Consider the following 17,362-nt stretch of genomic DNA (forward strand, 5'->3'; position numbering starts at 1 on the left):
ATTGAAAATTACCAAATCATCAAATCTTACGGTGTACCTCATGGCCCTCGACAAATATTGCCGAGAACGGACGTGACGGACAAACATACTCACAGGCACCACAGCCTATGCAGGCAGCCTCGTTGATGGCAGGAACCATGGGTGATTCCTCGTTATTCTCATCAAGCGGCACCATCTCGATAGCCCCAGAGGGACAATGGCGTGCGCAGTTGCCACACTCCACCTCATCTGTCAACACTACGCAGTTCTTCTTGATCCATACAGCATGGCCTATCTGTATCGAGGATTTCTCAACATCATCGAGGGGTTTGATAGCCCCAGCAGGACAAACCTCCGAACAACGCGTACATTCTGGACGACAATAGCCACGCTCATATGACATCGTGGGAAGCATCAGATGCATCAGGTCGTTAGAGGGACGAAGCACATGATTGGGACATTCTGATACACAGAGTTGGCAACCCGTACAACGCTTAGCCATATTATCATAGGAAAGTGAGCCTGGAGGCGTTAGAGGTGTCTGACGCTCTGGAGCCACCTTCTCCTCCAATTCTGCTATTCCGCCATCCATCAGCTTTTCCTTCTTCTGGGCCATCGCTGCTGTAGACACAAGGGCCGAAGCCAAGAGGAAACTGCGTTTGGAGGCATCGACAGCCTTATCCTTCTTCGATGAAGTCGAGAAAGAGTATGACAAGGCTCCAAACTTACATTTGTCGATACAATTACCACAAGTCACACAACGGCTATAGTCCACAGTATGCGTCTTATAGTCAATACAGGCCGCTTTACAGTTTTTCGAACACATGGAGCAGTTCTTGCACTTCTCCACGTTGAAGCGAATCTTCAGGAAGGAGAAGCGTGCAAAGAACGAGAGCAACGTTCCCACAGGACAGATGGTATTGCAATAGGTTCTTCCATTACGCACAGCCAATATCACCAGAGCAATGAAGGTAACAACAGCAATAATCAGCACCACCCCAAAAGTAGCGATTTGCTCCACATGGTAGAAGAGATAGCTGTCAGAGTGTTCTGCTATCGAGGCCAACACATTATTCCCAGCCTTCCATATAGGTTGGAACATAGTTGTGGCGATACGTCCATAGGCACTATATGGAGCCAGCAACTGGAACACTGAGCCCACACCAGCCACCAGAGCTACCACCATCACGCCCAGCATCGTATAGCGCAACCAAGACAAGGCCTTCGAATAGCTATACTTATTCTTCCTGCGATTGAATCGTGCAATGACATCCTGCAGTATGCCCAGCGGACAGATGACAGAACAGTAGACTCGTCCAAAGATTAGCGTACCTACCACCAGAATGGCAATAGCCACCACATTAACAGCCAGAATAGCCTCAAGCAGCTGTATCTTTGGCATCCATGAGAACCATTGGTAGGCCGTTCCTGTAAAATCTACAAATAGCCATGTGATGCACACAAACATCACAACAGCTAAAATAGTACGGATTCTTTTAAGCGTCATAAAGTATTCATTTAGTTATTTGTTTCTTGTCATTCTGACTATCCAGATGCTCACCTCGTAGAGCAGCCATATAGGCAGAGCCACCACGAAGAGCGTAAAAGCATCTGTTGTTGGCGTGATAATGGCCGAGACCACAAATATCGCCACCACGGCATGCTTGCGCCACGTCTGCATCATCGGGGCATTAATCAGTCCCATCTTTCCCAAAAGCCAACACACAACAGGCAGTTCAAAGACGATGCCCATCACGAGACTCATCATCAGCAACGTGTCCATGTACGACTGCAGCGTCAGCATGTTTGCCACATCTTCACTTACCTGATACGTTCCCAAGAACTTCACAGTCAGAGGGAAGATTAGAAAGTAATTGAGCAATGTACCCAGCATAAACATCAGGTACCCGCTCGACACCAATGCTGTGGCATATTTTCGTTCATTGTCATAGAGCGCAGGTGAGACAAAGCGGAATAGCAGATATATCACATAGGGGGAAGCCATCAGAAAGCCTGCATAGAAAGACGTCTTCATGTGAATCATGAACTGCTCCGTCAGTCCTGTATTCATCAGGTGGATGGAAAAAGGCTCCACTCCCATCAGACGGTAAGTGATAAAATCACTCGAGCGAGGTGCCAACACAATGGCAAAGAGCTCATCTTTCAGGCAAAATGCCGCAACGGCTGCCACCGCCGTGATGACAAGGATTCGGATAATCACCGAGCGCAGCTCATCCAGATGATCCCAAAACGTCATCGTCGGTGACTCACTCATCCTTCTTCTCGGCCTTGTCTTCGTCCTTGGTGATGTCCGTCACCTCATTCATTCCTTCCTTAAAGCTTTTTACGCCTTTGCCAAGGCCACGCATCAGTTCCGGAATCTTCTTGCCGCCAAAGAACAGCAATACTATCAGGGCGAGAATGAGTATCTCTTGCATACCTAATCCAAACATTTTCACTAAGTTTTAAGTTTATTCTGCAAATATACGAAGATTATACGATAAGTCAAGCATTTTCTATGATTTATTAACAAATCAGTACGCAACATAAGGCAACAACCGCTCAATGGTCTCTGGAGGGAAATCCTTTGAGAGACGGAGATCCTGAAGGCTCTTGATAGGTCCATGTAGCCGACGATAATCTGTGATCGCCTTGGCCTGGAAGAAGTTGATGTAGGGGTGACGTTTCAGTTCGTCGAGCGAGAGTTTATTGACATTAAGCTTATGAGGATGAGAACCCTCTACCACAAAATAGTGCTTGGACTCCTGAGGGAAGTTCTCTATCTCATCCAGTTGGTCAATGTTGACATAGCCACCCAGACGTTGTCCATACTGCACAATCCTTCTGGCAAAATAAGAGCCTATGCCAGGTACCGTCTTCAGGGCTGTCGTATCAGCCGTGTTCAGCACCACATGCTCCGTCTCACGAATCTTCACAGGATAGTAATGTTGGACAGAATCCCTGACCTCACTTTGTGACTTTGGCTCTTGCCTCACCAAGGTTGAGGCTGGCAGATAATCACTCGAGATGCGAATATAAGGTTCCAACTCCCGATACTGCTTAACGGTCAGACCATAAAGTTTGGCAAAGTCCTCTGGCTTACGATAGATGCCACCCGCAGCCCTGTATTTATAAATGTTGCGCACCTGCCATGGTTGCAAGCCAAGCCTCAGCAGTTGGGTGCTGTCGGCGGTATTGGGGTCAAAAGCAAAGCGCTCCACATGCTTAGGAGCGACATAATAATAGGACTTGCCCTTATCAGCAGATTTCTGGGTAAGACTGTCGCCCGTAGCTGCCTCGCTCTTCTGTTCTCCACCCGTCAAGAAAATAATCCCCATAGCCACAACGATGACGCCTAGCAAGGTCAAAATCACCTTACGGTCAGACTTCTGGAGATAGAAGAAATCACGGATCATAGTATACCGAACTGATGAAGGAAGATCAGGACGATACACAACGGCACGATGTATCTGACGGAGAAGAGCCAAGTCCTGAAGAAGGTCTCGCGAAGGGTTCCACCATTGGTAAACTCATCCTTCACCAACTGGCGGTTAGCAACCCACCCCATCAGGATACTCGTCAAGAAAGCGCCAGTAGGCAGCATCAGCTGGGCCGTCAAGAAGTCGCAGAAATCGAGCAGCGACATGCCAAACAGCTGCAGATTGCTATAAGCACCCACAGACAAGGAGCAGAAAACGGCAATCACGGAACAAATCACCGTCAGTATCCAGGCTGCACGATGACGCGTCAGTTTCAGTTCCTCATGAAAGAAGACTGTACCAATCTCATGCATGGAAATGGTGGAGGTGAGGGCAGCAAAGACCAGCAGGGCATAGAACAAGATGGAGATGACATAACCCACCACAGGCATAGCACTGAAAGCCTCACGAAACACATTGGGCAGGGTGATGAATATCAGTGAAGGGCCGCTATCTGGCTGTACACCCACGGAAAAGGCTGCAGGGAAAATCATCAGACCAGCCAAGATAGCGATGAAAGAATCCAATAATGCTATTTGAGTGGCAGACTTCAACAAGTTGGTGTCACGCTTGAAATAAGAAGCATAGGTACAGAGGCAGGCCGTGCCAAGACTCAGGGAGAAGAATGCCTGCCCTAAGGCCTCAAGGAACACTTTACTACTCACTTTCGAGAAGTCAGGCTTCAGCAGGAACTCGACACCCTTGACGGCTCCAGGCAACATACATGAGGCCACCACCAGTATCAGCAAAAGCACCAACAACAATGGCATCAAGAGTTTCGAAGCCCTCTCAATACCTTTCTCTACACCTTGAGACACCACAACATGGGTAATCAGCACAAAACCCACACCCCAGAGGCAGGGTTTGACAGGGTCGGATGAAAACGTTTTGAAATACGTCACCACATAAGTGGGATCGCCATCCAATTGTCCTGCTATCGAGGCAAAAAGATATTGCAGGCACCAGCCAGCCACGACAGCATAGAATCCGAGGATGATAGTTGAAGTGAGGATGCCTAGGTAGCCTATAACCCTCCAACCTCTTCCGCCAATCTGACCATAGGCACGTGCAGCATTCGTCTGGGCATGACGGCCAACAAGAAACTCATTAACCATGCCAGGAATACCTAAAAGGAACACGCAAGCAAAATAGATGAGGATAAAGGCAGCACCACCGTTCTGGCCTGTCATAAACGGGAAACGCCATATATTTCCTAATCCTACAGCCGATCCTGCCGTTGCTAGGACTATCGCCAGCTTGCTGCCAAACGTACCCCTGTTGCTCATGTTATATCAGTCCGAATTGATGCAGGAAGATGAAAAGGATGCAGATAGGACATACATACTTCACTAGAAGAAGATAAAAATGGAAAAGTGTCCCGTTGCGCAATGTTCCCATATTCGTAAACTCATCTTTCACAATCTTATGCGGCACAAACCAGCCAAGGAAGATACAAGTCAGGAAGCCCACCAATGGCAGGAACAGCTGTCCCGTCACGAAGTCGAAAGTGTCGAAGATGGTCATGCCAAACAACTTGACGTTGCTCCAGGCGCCCATCGAAAGGGAGCAAACGACACCTATTACCATACAAGCCACCGTTACCCCTATGGCTGCACGCTTACGAGTAGTACCTATCTCCTCCTGCAAGAATGCCGTACTCACCTCATGCAATGAGATCAGCGAGGTCAAGGCTGCCATCGATAGCAGGATATAGAACAATACGGAAACAATATAACCCAGCGTCGGATCGCCAAAGGCATTCTGGAACACATTCGGCAACGTGATGAATATCAGCGAGGGGCCACTGTCTGGATTCACGCCCACGGAGAAGGCTGCAGGGAAGATGAGCAATCCTGCCAACAACGCCACGAAGAAGTCGATAACACCAATCTGCATGGCCGAATTAGGCAGGTTTGTACTCTTGGAGAAATAGCTAGCATAAGTGCAGATACAACCCATGGCGATACTCATCGAATAGAACGACTGTCCCAAAGCACTCAGGAACACATCACCATTTACTTTCGATATATCGGGCTTGAAAAGGAATTCCAGACCCTTTTCAGCTTCAGGCAGCATGCACGATGCCCCTACAATCACCAGCAATAATATGAACAAGGTGGGCATCATCAGTTTCGAGGCCCGCTCGATACCGTCGCGCACACCATTCTCAATAATCAAATATGTGGCCAGCAGGATGATAAGAGTCCAGAAAGCTGGCTTCACAGGATCCTGCGAGAAAGTGACGAAATAAGTCTTGATATACTCCGGATCACCATGCAGATGGCCTAAAAACGAAGCCCATACATACTCTAGACACCAACCAGAAACTACAGCATAATAGCAGGAGATGAGGAATCCTGTCAACACCCCCATATAGCCTATGAGCGACCAAACGGTTCCTCCCGACATGATACGGAAAGCCCTGGCGGTATTGGATTGCCCATGACGCCCGATGATAAACTCGCTGATCATACAAGGTATGCCAAGCAACAATACACAAAAGATGTAAATCACAATGAATACGGCACCACCATTCTGACCCGTCATATATGGAAAACGCCAGATATTGCCCAAGCCCACAGCTGAGCCTGCAGTTGCCAGAATCACACCAAGTTTGCTTCCAAAACTTGCTCTCTCCAGTTTTGACATATATACTTTTCTCATGTTTCGCTTGCAAAATTATAATTTTTTTCTTAATTTTGCACCAAAATTGCTAGTAAATATGAGTTTTTTGTTTCATTTGTTCAAGAAATACCCTTTTTCGGATGTCTGTATCCTACTTATTTGGATACTCTCCCTCGTTCCATTTTTCCCAGAGACCCCACTCGACAACGTTGAATTCATCGACAAGTGGGTACACATCGTGATGTATGGTGGGACGTTTCTCGTACTTTGGATTGAATATACCGTCAAGCACCTCAGTCCTGACTACGAGAAATTGTTTTTCTGGGGATGGCTGATGCCTATTATCATGGGTGGCGTCATCGAATTGTTGCAGGAGTACTGCACAGGGGGCCATCGTAGTGGCGACTGGCTCGACTTCGCAGCCGATGCCACAGGCGTCACGCTGGCAGCCGTTATCGGACTGCTGATTCTCCGTCTTTCGGCCAAGTGCTGAAAGGGTGCTTCAGAAGCTGCGAGTTGTAGTACTTGCGATCACCCGTCACCTCGTCTTCCTTATTTATAAAGTCAGGCAACAGATAATCCTCATCTTCTGACTGCAGCTCCACCTCTGCGACCACCAGTCCCTCATTCTCTCCATGAAACTCATCCACCTCAAAGGTGTGGCGCCCACTCTTCACAAGATAACGGGTCTTGTCGATCATGAGGGGCTTTCCTGTCCCCTCCGACTTCTCACAGAGTTTCATCAGTTCCTGAGCCTCATCGGGATCAATCTCCTTCTCAAACTCATAGCGCGACAAGCCGTTGTCGCTCGAAGGGCCCTTAATAGTCAAATATCCGCGGTCATCACGGATACGTACCCTGACAGTACGTCCGCGATCACTGCAGATATAACCTTGCTGGATGTGACTTTGACCAGAATTCTGGGTCTGATAGCTGTGATTACGAACCAGGAACTTTTTCTCTATTTCCAGTCCGCTCATTAGGCCACCACAAAGATAGAGTAGACCACAAACAGGATGGCGAGAGCCACCAGTACGCCAAAGATCCACTCCAGAACCTTCTTACCACCTTCTTCCTGTTTCTTCTGATAAGCCTCCTTTTTAGCGGTCGACTTCGATGCTTTTGCAATCTGTGCCATAATCTTAATCGTTTTGATTGTTATTATTCATTATTGTTCTTCGTCGTTTACTGGGAACTCCATCAGGTAGGCCTTGATGAAGTCATCAATCTTACCGTTCATCACGGCATCGACATCAGTTGTCTGATAGTTGGTGCGATGGTCCTTCACACGACGGTCGTCAAACACATAGCTTCGTATCTGACTGCCCCATTCTATCTTCTTCTTGCCAGCCTCGATCTTCGCCTGGGCCTCCAAGCGTTTCTTCATGGCGCGATCATAGAGTTGTGAGCGCAACAGCGTCAGGGCGCGCTCCTTATTCTTTGGCTGGTCACGTGTCTCTGTATTCTCGATGAGGATTTCCTCTTCCTCGCCCGTATCAGGATCCGTATACCAATAGCGCAGACGGACACCCGATTCCACCTTGTTCACGTTCTGACCACCAGCGCCTGAGCTACGGAAGGTGTCCCACGACAGCTTGGCAGGGTCTACGTATACCTCAATGGTATCATCCACCAAGGGCGATACGAATACGGAGGCAAACGAGGTCATACGCTTACCTTGGGCATTGAAGGGTGATACGCGCACCAGACGATGCACGCCATTCTCACTCTTCAGGTAGCCATAGGCATAGTCGCCACCCTCTATCTGCATCGTCACACTCTTGATACCGGCCTCATCGCCATCGAGCAGGTTGGAGATGGTCACCTTATAACCATGAGCCTCAGCCCAGCGCATATACATACGCATCAGCATCGAGGCCCAGTCCTGAGCTTCCGTACCACCAGCACCCGAGTTGATTTTCAACACTGCCTCCATCGGATCCTCCTTCTGGCGCAGCATGTTCTTCAACTCCAGATCCTCGATGGCCTGAATGGCTTTGGCGTAGGTGTCGTCCACCTCCTCCTCTGTTACCATCTCGTCCTTGAAGAAATCGAAAGCCAGCTGCAGTTCATCAGCGAGGGTGCGCACTTCCTTGTAGCCGTCGAGCCACTTCTTAATGCCCTTCACCTTTTTCATCTGCTCCTCAGCACGCTTACGATCCTCCCAAAAGTCAGGAGCCTGAGTACGAAGATCTTCTTCCTCGTACTCAATCTTCTTCTTATCTATTTCAAGATAGCGGTGCAACGCATCTGCCCGCTCCAAAACATCTTTTAACTGGTCTTGCGTAATCATGGGTGCAAAGGTACGAATAAGTATGCAGATAACCAAATTTAGGGTCTTTTATTTTGCATTTCACATATTTATTTATACCTTTGCAACCATAAATCAGACAGGGTATGGATTTTATCAGAACGCTCATCATCGGATTTAAGCAAGGAGCCATCGCTGCTTGGTACGACATGAAATGGTACATCATTATCATGAGTATCATCCTCATCCTTGCCATAGGCTACAAAGCCCTCAAAACCTTGTTCCGACGGAAATAAGGCCTTGGACTTTAGTCGGAGTAAAGTCAGACTTTACCCGGAGTAAACTCCCACTTTAGTCGGAGTAAACTCCAAGGTTACTCCTCGTACATCTTATCGATCTCCTTGCGGTAGTTCTCGTTGAGGACGCGACGCTTGATCTTCAGCGTGTTGGTAAGCTCGCCACGCTCGATGGAGAAGTGATGGGGCAGCAGGGTGAATCGCTTCACCTGTTCGTAGTGGGCCAGCTGCTGCTGAAGGGTGTCGATACGCTCCTTCATCATCTCATAGATCTGCGGATTGGCACAAAGCTGCTCGCGAGTCTCAAACGGGATACGATGCTCGCGGGCATATTCCTCCAACAAGGGATAAACGGGGATGATAAGGGCCGAGACAAACTTTCGCTGATCGGCAATGATGGCTATCTGATCGACGTACTTGTCGACGAGCAGCTTCGACTCAATCATCTGAGGTGCGATATACTTGCCATTGGAAGTCTTGAAGAGGTCCTTGATGCGCTCTTTGAGGAACAGCTCACCACCCTCGAGGTAGCCAGAGTCACCAGTACGGAAGAAGCCATCTTCAGTAAAGGCGGCCTTGGTGAGGTCATCACGATTGTAGTAGCCCTTCGTGATGGTGGGGCCTTTCAACAGCACTTCGCCCTCTTCGCTGATACGGATCTCGATACCCTCGATGGGGATACCTACGCCACCAACGGTATAAGGCTCGCCCAGATGGTTACAGCTTACTGTAGCAAGACTCTCAGTAAGGCCATAGCCCACGATCATGTTGATGCCGATGGCGTGGACGAACTCCTCAACCTTGGGATTGACCGTAGCACCAGCCGTGGGGAAGAAGTGGGCATTCTCAAGGCCCAGTTCCTTGCGGACGAGTGAGAAGACGGTCTTATTGAGCATCTCATACTCCATGTGGAGGGCCAGCGGTGGGCGCTTGCCTTTCGAGAGATAGTCGATATTATGGCGCTTGCCCACATTCAGGGCATGCTGGAAGAGTTTACGCTTGGCGGTATTGGCCTTCTCTATCTGCTCCTGCACGCCCATGAACACCTTTTCCCAGAAACGGGGAACGCTTGACATACACGTGGGATGAGTCTGTTTCATCGACTGCTGCACCTCTTGCGGATAGGTGTTGACAATGAGGCGCGCCCCTTCCGTAATACACAGGATCTTCCATCCTTTCTCAAAGATATGGGTGAAGGGCAGGAAATTGAGCACCCGATCATTTTCGCCTACGGGCACACACTTGTTGTTGGCCTCCATGGCTGCATGATACTGGCCACAGGTAAGTATCACGCCCTTGGAGTCGCCCGTTGTGCCTGAGGTATAGAGGACATTGGCAATATCGTCCATCGAAGCCTGACTCTGGAGGGCCTCCACTTCCGTCTGACGGGGCAGGTTCTCACCCAGTTTCAGAAAATCGTCGAAGTACATGGCGTTGGAGTCGTTCTCGGAGAGGCGCACATTCTGATCGAAAACGATGATGCGCTCGAGGGTCTTGCAGGTGGAGGCCACGCGACGGGCCTTGTCATACTGCTCCTGTTCGCCTACAAACAGAAAACGGATCTGGGCATCGCCAACCATGAACTGTATCTGCTGCTCACTGCTCGTGGCATAGAAAGGGATGGTGACGGCACGGATGCCCCATGCGCCAAAGTCGCAGAAGAGATACTGCACGGAGTTTTGTGAGAACACGCCCACATTCTCCTGCACCTTGACACCCAGATTGAGCATGGCATTAGAGACTTGTTTCACCGTTGCGGAAAACTGATTCCACGACATCGACTTCCACTCGGAACCACCGAAATCCTTGTAGATCAGCTCTTCACGATCGCCGTATTTTGCGGCCTGATCGTGAATCAATCGCGATAAATGACTGTTTGTCTGCATAAGCAATTATATAATCCGCTGCAAATGTACGCAAAAAATCTCAAAAAACCAAGAAAATGCGTTAAAATGAACAAAAAACCCCGAATCGCTTGAGCGACCCGGGGCCAAAGTTATGCAGGCATGTGATTATGCGAACGGATTCTCTGTGGGATAGAAGTTACCCTTCGGGAAGTTGTAGTCGATCTCGTCCACGGGGATACCCATGTACTTGAGAACCTCCCAGAGATACTTACCCTGATGGCCGAACATAACGGCGCAGTGGTGAGGATAGTGCTTCTCGATGAGGACGTGACGATAGAAGCGGCTCATGTTCTTGATACCGAAGATACCGATAGAACCGAATGAGCGGGTAGCTACTGGGATAACCTCACCCTGAGCGATGTAAGCGCGGAGCTTGGTGTCAGCAGTTGACTGCAGACGATAAACAGTGGCCAGACCTGGCTGGATGTCACCCTCAAGTGTACCGTTAGTAACCTCAACAGGCAGAGCGCGGGCCATGATACGCTGGAAGCACATCTGGCAGTTGCACACCTTAGAAGAAGCGGTATTACCACAGTGGAAGCCCATGAAGATCTCCTTGTCGGTATAAGTGTCGCAAGCGAACTTCTTGCCCTTGATGCTCTCCTCGTACATATCGTTAGGAACGGTGTTGTTGATGTCGAGCAGGGTAACGGCATCCTGAGTGATGCAGGTTCCGATGTACTCTGACAGAGCACCATAGATATCAACCTCGCAAGCTACGGGGATACCACGACCAGTGAGACGGCTGTTTACGTAGCAAGGCACGAAACCGAACATGGTCTGGAATGCAGGCCAGCACTTGTTGGCCATAGCCACGAACTGGCGTGAGCCCTTGTGAGCCTCGATCCAGTCTGTCAGTGTCAGCTCATACTGAGCGAGCTTAGGCAGCACTGAAGGAATCTTATTGCCTGTGCCGAGCTCAGCAGCCATATCCTTCACTACATCGTCGATGCGAGGATCGCCCTGGTGCTTCTGGAAAGCCTCGAGCAGGTCGAGCTCTGAGTTCTCCTCGATCTCAACGTCGAGATCATAGAGGGCACGGATAGGAGCGTTACAAGCCAGGAAGTTGTTAGGACGGGGACCGAAGCTGATGATCTTCAAGTTCTGCAGACCTACGATAGCGCGGGCGATAGGCAGGAACTCGTGAATCATCTCTGCACACTGACCAGCGTCGCCTACGGGCTCCTCAGGAATGTAAGCGCGAGTCTTGCGCAGACTCAGAGCCTGACTGGCATTCAGCATACCACAGTAAGCATCGCCACGACCATCGATCAGATCTTTCTGAGACTCCTCTGCGGCTGCACAGAACATAGTCGGGCCCTGGAACCAGTCGGCAATCATCGTCTCAGAGATCTCAGGACCGAAGTTGCCCAGATAAACGCAGAGTGCGTTACAGCCAGCCTTCTTCACATCCTCAAGAGCCTGCTGAGCGTGGATCTCACTCTCAACGATGGTGATGGGGCACTCATAGATGCCATCCTTACCGAATTTCTTTTCATACTCAGCAATAACGGCCTTACGGCGGTTAACTGCCAATGACTCGGGGAAACAGTCGCGAGATACAGCGACGATTCCAATCTTAATTTTAGGTACGTTGTTCATTTGTTAATGAGTTTATTAAATAAGTAATGCTTAGTCCGATTAGGCTGCAAAGATATAAAAAAAAACCGAAAACAATCATTTGTTTCCGGTTTTTATATTTTTTTATATCATCTTGGCATCATCTTCCGCCATTTAAAGAAGCCAAAAATGGCTATAACGACATATAAAGCGTATAGAGAGGCCTTAAAGGGGATGTCTTTATAGAAATAGAGTCCACAGGTGAACACATCGACAACAATCCATATAAACCACTGCTCAAGATACTTGTGAGCAAGAGCCCAGATGCCAACGATGGAGAGAGCCGTGGTGAAGCTGTCGATCATTGGCACGGTGGAGTCGGTAAAGGTTTTGAGAAACCAGAACATGATGCCCCAGACACCCAGAATCAGGAGTGTCCAAGGGAGCACTAACCTACTGGGGAAATGACGGATGGGCAAAGCCTCCTTAGAAGCCGCTCCACGCACCCAGCGCCAATAACCATAGACGGTCATCGACAGGTAATAGAACTCCATGCCACAGTCGGCATAAAGGCCCTTCTGGTAATATAGGACGATGCCCAGTGCCTGCATAAAGAACCCTACAAGCCACATCCAGATGCTAGCCTTATACTCTAGCAGGATATACGCCAGTCCTAAGACTGTTGTCACAATATCCAGCCAATGCTCTTCCAAGAACTCCATCTCTCTTAATTCTTAATTAAAACCTTAGCGTCACGCTTCCCATCATCGTGAATCCTGCCATAGGAATGAAACCTATCTGATAGTAACGGTTGTCATTGCCATGTCCTCCACTCTCATAGATGGCAGAATATACCCAGCCACTGGCTGCATAACGACGATTAAATACATTATTGAAATTCAGTCCAAAGATAGCTTCCTTCATCACTTTCTTTGGCTTCAACGAATAGCTCAGACTGATATTTGAAACAGAATAGCAGGGTAACGAACGATCGTTATTCTCCGTATTGTCGAGATACTGGCGCGAAACAAAGTTCGTATGCCATACAGCCTGCAAACCTTTGTGGTGCAGAGTGACAAAACCATTTAAGATAGTAGAGGGACTGAAGGACAGCGTAGAGTTGTCATAGTGGATGGTCTGCTGGCCATTGTCCCAGTCTTCCACCACCTCGTCGAAGTCCTTAATCTTGTTCTTGCTCAGTGATGCATTACCTTCAATGGTGAGCCAAGATGTAGGATCAACTCCCGCCTGAAGCTCAATACCTGTGCGATAGGAATCCTTGATATTCGTGGTCAGATTCTCACCGATATCACTCACAGCACCCGTCTGTACGAACTGGTCGACATAATCCATATAGAAGAAGTTGGCCCCCAGATGGAAGATGTCACCGTTATAGGTATAGCCCAACTCATAATCCAACACCTTCTCTGCTTTAGGAGCAGGGTAGGATCCGTTGTCCGTGAAGTTGTTGCGTTCAGGCTCACGATGGCTCATGGCCACAGAACCATAGATGCGATGTCCTTTGAGGTTCCACGAGAAGCCGGCCTTCGGATTCAGGAAGTCGTATTTCTCATTGATGTCGAGCTGCTGATTGTTGTAGCCGCTATTACTGTCGTAGAACTTATCATTGATGCCATCCGTCTTATAGCCCACATGACGATACTGGATATCACCAAATACGTCCCAGTGATCATTGATATGATAGGCAGCCTTGACGAATACGTTGCCATCGAGCTTATGGGCATCGGAGTCGTAGTACTTATAGTCGCCATTGGAGAGAATCATCTGACGCACCACGTTATTGGCGGCATAGGTCAAATAGCCGAAGTGGTTGCCGTCGAAGTTCTGTATCGACAAGCCTCCGACAATGTCCCAAGCATCATCCTTATAGTTTGCATTCCACACGAGGCCGTAGGTATTCTGCGAGAGTCCCTTCTTGCGAACGAAGTCGGTCTTTTTAATGTTTTTGCCCGCTTCATCGACAGCCGTAAGACCAAACTTCGAGAGTTTATTGTTCGGACGGAATTCACGATAGTAGCCATAACCATAGGTATAATGCAGCGAGGCTGACGTGGTCCAATGATCGTTGATATTCCAAGAGGCAGAGAGGATGTTGTGGTTTTGCCAAAAGTTATCGGTAGCCTTATCCCAATAGGTGCCGTCGGCCATCTTGTAACGCTCAGTGATATAGTTACCATTGGCGTCCTTAGCGAAATTGCCGTCAGCATCATAGGTCATATATTCATAGAGCGAGTTAAACTTGCCCAGTCCTACTTCGTACATGTCCTTGTAAGTTTCGATTCCCGTATTCATGCCATAAGTACCATCCATCAGGCTCATGTCGTTGTCACCTGCCGTCACACCATTCCAGGCCTGACCAGTCTTCTCGAAATTGCCAATGTTCTTATAACGGATCTGGAAGTTATCCTCCATCCAGGTAAGACCTCCATAATAAGAACCGCTACGTCCACTGGTTCCATGGACGAAGCCATCGGTATTGGTCTCATGGTAGGCTCCATCGAAGATAAGATGCTTCCACAATAGCCCCGTGGAGAATTTTCCACCTATATTATAAGTATTAAACGAGCCATAACTACCTGACACCTCAAGACCAGGTGTCAGCTGGGGCGTGGCAGAAGAAAGAGCCACCGTACCGCCAAAGGCTCCATCACCATTGGTTGATGTTCCCACACCGCGTTGAATCTGCACAGAGCCGAGCAACGAACCATATGAGTTCATGTTAACCCAAAACACGCACTGGTCCTCTGGCGAATTGAGGGGTACACCGTCAAGAGTCACATTGATGCGTGAGTCACCAGCACCACGGATTCGCATATAGGTGGTACCTGTGCCTAATCCGTTCTCACTCCAGGCCATGACGCCTGGGGTCTGCGAGAAGAGGAAGGGCAGCTCCTTACCCGTCTTTGAGAATTCGTTGAGTTCCTTTTTTTTGATGTTGGCCACAGCGTATGGCGCGTTTTTCTGCGCACGCACACCTTTTACGACTACCTCCTGCAACTGCTCCACCTTCGTAGAGTCATACAAAGCAGCTTTAGATTGAGCATTTCCACTCATTGCGCACACCAGCGCTGTCATTCCGAAAACAAATCTTTTCATACTTAATAGAACCTTTAATTAATAAATAATGTAAAGGGGATGTTTGTATTGATTAATCCTTTATTCCATCCCTACGCCGGTATGATCCGGATCAGGTTAGAGGGTATCATCTCAGCCTGCAAAAGCAGACACCCCTTGAAATCGGCTGCAAAGGTACAAATAAGCGAGCAAAATACAAAATAAATCACTATTTATTTTCATTTTCGAGCGTGAGTACCTTCGAGATGAAGTCTCAGAATTATACAAAAATCCCCGAACCGCCAAACGATTCAGGGATTATTTTTCCTTTTATCTTTTTCGCCCTTATCTGAGACCCATACGTGCCTCAACCACGTTGACCACATAGTCGCCGAGTTTCTCACACTCATTAATCAGGTCCATATAGATGGTGCCGACGGCATAAGTGTACTCATGATTATTCACATCAGTGATGTTCTGCGACTTGAGTTGATTGCGATAGTTGTTGATCTCGTGCTCGATATTGAACGAACGATTCACATCAAACGACTCCTTGCGGCCAAGCATCAGACGGTTCATCTGCGTAAGCGACTGCTCAGTAAGCTCCATCATCTGATGCAGATGGTCATACTGGCGATCGATGAAGTGGTCCTCCTTAGCATTATATTTTCTGGAGATGGTACGCGCCATGTTGAAGTTTGCGTCACCGATACTCTCCAGTTCGGAAATCTCACGCAACATAGCACGAATCTTCGCCTTGGTCTCGTCACTAAGGTGGGCGTCACTCACGGAGTCGAGATACTTCGCTATCTCAAGTTCCATATTATCGCTGATACCCTCATATTTCTCGATACGTGAATAGAGTTTGTTAAACTCTGTGTCATTGTTCTTTGTCTTAGACGACGAGGACGACGAGAGGGTAAGCAGCTCACGCACCATACCGAACATGCGTTGCATACGCTCGGAGAAGTGCTGAATCTCCTTCTGGGCCTCAAGCACCGAAAGCTCTGGTGTCTTCATGAAACCAGCCGTAATGAAGTGCAGGCGGAAGTCCTCTTCCTCGTCAACCTTCTTAGGCTTGATGACCCAGCATACGAACCGCTCTATCTGAGGGATAAACCAAATGAGAATCAGGGTATTGGCTACATTGAAACAAGTATGGAAGGCTGCCAGCACAAAGCTCAGCTTAGCAGCATTGGCGAGGAATACACTCGTTTCCACACTACCCTTCACCATCGTGACATCATAGCCCACCAGTCCGCAAACGGCATCGATGAACGGACGGAAGACGAACAGAATCCAAACCACGCCAAACACATTAAAGAACATGTGGGCCAATGCTGCGCGGCGAGCCTGGGTATTTGCCGAGAGGGCAGCGAGGTTCGAGGTGACCGTGGTTCCGATATTCTCACCCATCACCAAAGCAATACCCTGATAAATGGGAAGGGCACCACTCGAACAGAGGATCATCGTGATGGCCATGACTGCTGCTGATGATTGCACACAGAAAGTCAGCACGCCACCTAAGAACAAGAATATCAGCGTGGTGAGGAACGAGTCAGGATCAAACGAGGCAAAGAAATCCAGCAATGCCTGATTCTCGCCCAGATGCATCTCCGTTCCAGTCATGCGGAGCGTTCCTAGACCCAACAACAGAAATGAGAGTCCGAAAAGGAAGTCTCCGATATATCGATACCTCTTCTGATAAATCAGGATAATGCCCAAGAGAAACGCAGGATAGACGGCACTCGTAATATCGAACGACATACCAGCCGACATAATCCATGCCGTAAGCGTCGTTCCAATGTTCGCACCCATAATCACTGAGATGGCTTGCGCCAGCGTCAGCAATCCTGCATTGACAAACGAAACAGTCATCACTGTCGTAGCTGTTGACGACTGTACAGAGGCCGTCACTAGCATACCAGTTAACATTCCCGTAAAACGGTTGGTGGTCATGGCGCCGAGAACGTGTCGCAACTGCGGACCCGCCATCTTCTGCAACGCCTCACTCATCGACTTCATACCAAACATGAGAAGTGCGAGAGAACCAAGGAGTTTGAATAATACGAGCATAAAGATATCTTTTTGATCTGAATTCGACTGCAAAGATACAAAAAAAAATGAATTTCTTCTTGATTTCATTACTTTTTTCTTATCTTTGCCACAAAATTCTCCAAAAACTAGAAA

The 17,362-nt window shown here is 48.5% G+C and carries 16 protein-coding genes and 1 riboswitch; of the genes, 2 read left to right on the forward strand and 14 right to left on the reverse strand.

Features of this window, described 5'->3' with window-relative positions; genetic code table 11:
- Positions 1-19: 19 nt before the first annotated feature.
- The 6 genes from BMY16_RS13550 to BMY16_RS13575 all read right to left on the reverse strand — a co-directional run bounded on the left by BMY16_RS13550 (position 20) and on the right by BMY16_RS13575 (position 6,107).
- Positions 20-1,486 carry a 4Fe-4S binding protein gene (locus BMY16_RS13550; protein ID WP_091843466.1) on the reverse strand — a complete coding sequence of 489 codons (1,467 nt, stop codon included), beginning with the start codon at positions 1,484-1,486 and terminating at the stop codon, positions 20-22.
- 15 nt (positions 1,487-1,501) lie between these two features.
- Positions 1,502-2,254, reverse strand: coding sequence for a twin-arginine translocase subunit TatC (tatC, locus tag BMY16_RS13555; protein ID WP_244513065.1), 753 nt, complete (start codon positions 2,252-2,254; stop codon positions 1,502-1,504).
- On the reverse strand, positions 2,247-2,432 hold the full coding sequence (locus tag BMY16_RS13560) for a Sec-independent protein translocase subunit TatA/TatB (RefSeq protein WP_091843471.1): 186 nt from the start codon (positions 2,430-2,432) through the stop codon (positions 2,247-2,249). Before BMY16_RS13560 ends, tatC begins: the two co-directional genes overlap by 8 nt.
- 81 nt (positions 2,433-2,513) lie before the next feature.
- Positions 2,514-3,395: a ComEA family DNA-binding protein gene (locus BMY16_RS13565; RefSeq protein ID WP_091843474.1), complete on the reverse strand. Its 882-nt coding sequence runs from the start codon at positions 3,393-3,395 to the stop codon at positions 2,514-2,516.
- On the reverse strand, positions 3,392-4,744 hold the full coding sequence (locus BMY16_RS13570) for a sodium-dependent transporter (protein WP_091843476.1): 1,353 nt from the start codon (positions 4,742-4,744) through the stop codon (positions 3,392-3,394). Before BMY16_RS13570 ends, BMY16_RS13565 begins: the two co-directional genes overlap by 4 nt.
- Before the next feature lies 1 nt (position 4,745).
- On the reverse strand, positions 4,746-6,107 hold the full coding sequence (locus tag BMY16_RS13575) for a sodium-dependent transporter (protein WP_091843479.1): 1,362 nt from the start codon (positions 6,105-6,107) through the stop codon (positions 4,746-4,748).
- Between the two features lie 73 nt (positions 6,108-6,180).
- On the opposite strand from BMY16_RS13575, the gene BMY16_RS13580 reads away from it, so the two are divergent.
- A complete protein-coding gene (locus BMY16_RS13580) occupies positions 6,181-6,576 on the forward strand; it encodes a VanZ family protein (RefSeq protein WP_170836114.1) in 396 nt (131 codons plus the stop codon).
- On the opposite strand, the gene BMY16_RS13585 is transcribed toward BMY16_RS13580, so the two are convergent.
- The 3 genes from BMY16_RS13585 to prfB are packed head-to-tail and all read right to left on the reverse strand — an operon-like array spanning position 6,536 to position 8,376.
- Entirely contained in the window at positions 6,536-7,063 is a 528-nt protein-coding gene (locus BMY16_RS13585; protein WP_091843482.1) for a CYTH domain-containing protein, read from the reverse strand. The two genes, BMY16_RS13580 and BMY16_RS13585, sit on opposite strands and share 41 nt — an antisense overlap.
- Positions 7,063-7,221, reverse strand: coding sequence for a hypothetical protein (locus BMY16_RS15580; protein WP_170836115.1), 159 nt, complete (start codon positions 7,219-7,221; stop codon positions 7,063-7,065). Before BMY16_RS15580 ends, BMY16_RS13585 begins: the two co-directional genes overlap by 1 nt.
- Before the next feature lie 30 nt (positions 7,222-7,251).
- A complete protein-coding gene (gene prfB, locus BMY16_RS13590) occupies positions 7,252-8,376 on the reverse strand; it encodes a peptide chain release factor 2 (protein ID WP_091843485.1) in 1,125 nt (374 codons plus the stop codon).
- 104 nt (positions 8,377-8,480) lie between these two features.
- On the opposite strand from prfB, the gene BMY16_RS15585 reads away from it, so the two are divergent.
- Positions 8,481-8,630 (forward strand): hypothetical protein, encoded by a 150-nt coding sequence (locus BMY16_RS15585; RefSeq protein WP_170836116.1) that lies wholly within the window; start codon positions 8,481-8,483, stop codon positions 8,628-8,630.
- A 77-nt stretch (positions 8,631-8,707) separates the two neighbouring features.
- Here the strand turns inward: BMY16_RS15585 and BMY16_RS13595 are convergent, their stop codons facing one another.
- From BMY16_RS13595 to BMY16_RS13615, 5 genes are all read right to left on the reverse strand, one after another.
- Positions 8,708-10,516 (reverse strand): AMP-dependent synthetase/ligase, encoded by a 1,809-nt coding sequence (locus tag BMY16_RS13595; RefSeq protein WP_091843487.1) that lies wholly within the window; start codon positions 10,514-10,516, stop codon positions 8,708-8,710.
- A gap of 126 nt (positions 10,517-10,642) precedes the next feature.
- Complete coding sequence (locus BMY16_RS13600) at positions 10,643-12,139, reverse strand: L-fucose/L-arabinose isomerase family protein (protein WP_091843490.1); 1,497 nt, start codon at positions 12,137-12,139, stop codon at positions 10,643-10,645.
- 107 nt (positions 12,140-12,246) lie between these two features.
- A complete protein-coding gene (gene pnuC / locus BMY16_RS13605; RefSeq protein WP_091843492.1) occupies positions 12,247-12,819 on the reverse strand; it encodes a nicotinamide riboside transporter PnuC in 573 nt (190 codons plus the stop codon).
- 16 nt (positions 12,820-12,835) lie between these two features.
- Positions 12,836-15,214 carry a TonB-dependent receptor gene (locus BMY16_RS13610; protein ID WP_091843495.1) on the reverse strand — a complete coding sequence of 793 codons (2,379 nt, stop codon included), beginning with the start codon at positions 15,212-15,214 and terminating at the stop codon, positions 12,836-12,838.
- 51 nt (positions 15,215-15,265) lie between these two features.
- A riboswitch (TPP riboswitch) is annotated at positions 15,266-15,360 on the reverse strand.
- Between the two features lie 157 nt (positions 15,361-15,517).
- Positions 15,518-17,248, reverse strand: a complete 1,731-nt coding sequence (locus tag BMY16_RS13615; protein ID WP_411267781.1) for a Na/Pi cotransporter family protein — start codon at positions 17,246-17,248, stop codon at positions 15,518-15,520.
- Between the last annotated feature and the right edge of the window lie 114 nt (positions 17,249-17,362).

The sequence above is a fragment of the Prevotella sp. ne3005 genome (assembly GCF_900110085.1).
In the GTDB taxonomy this organism is placed as follows: Bacteria; Bacteroidota; Bacteroidia; order Bacteroidales; family Bacteroidaceae; genus Prevotella.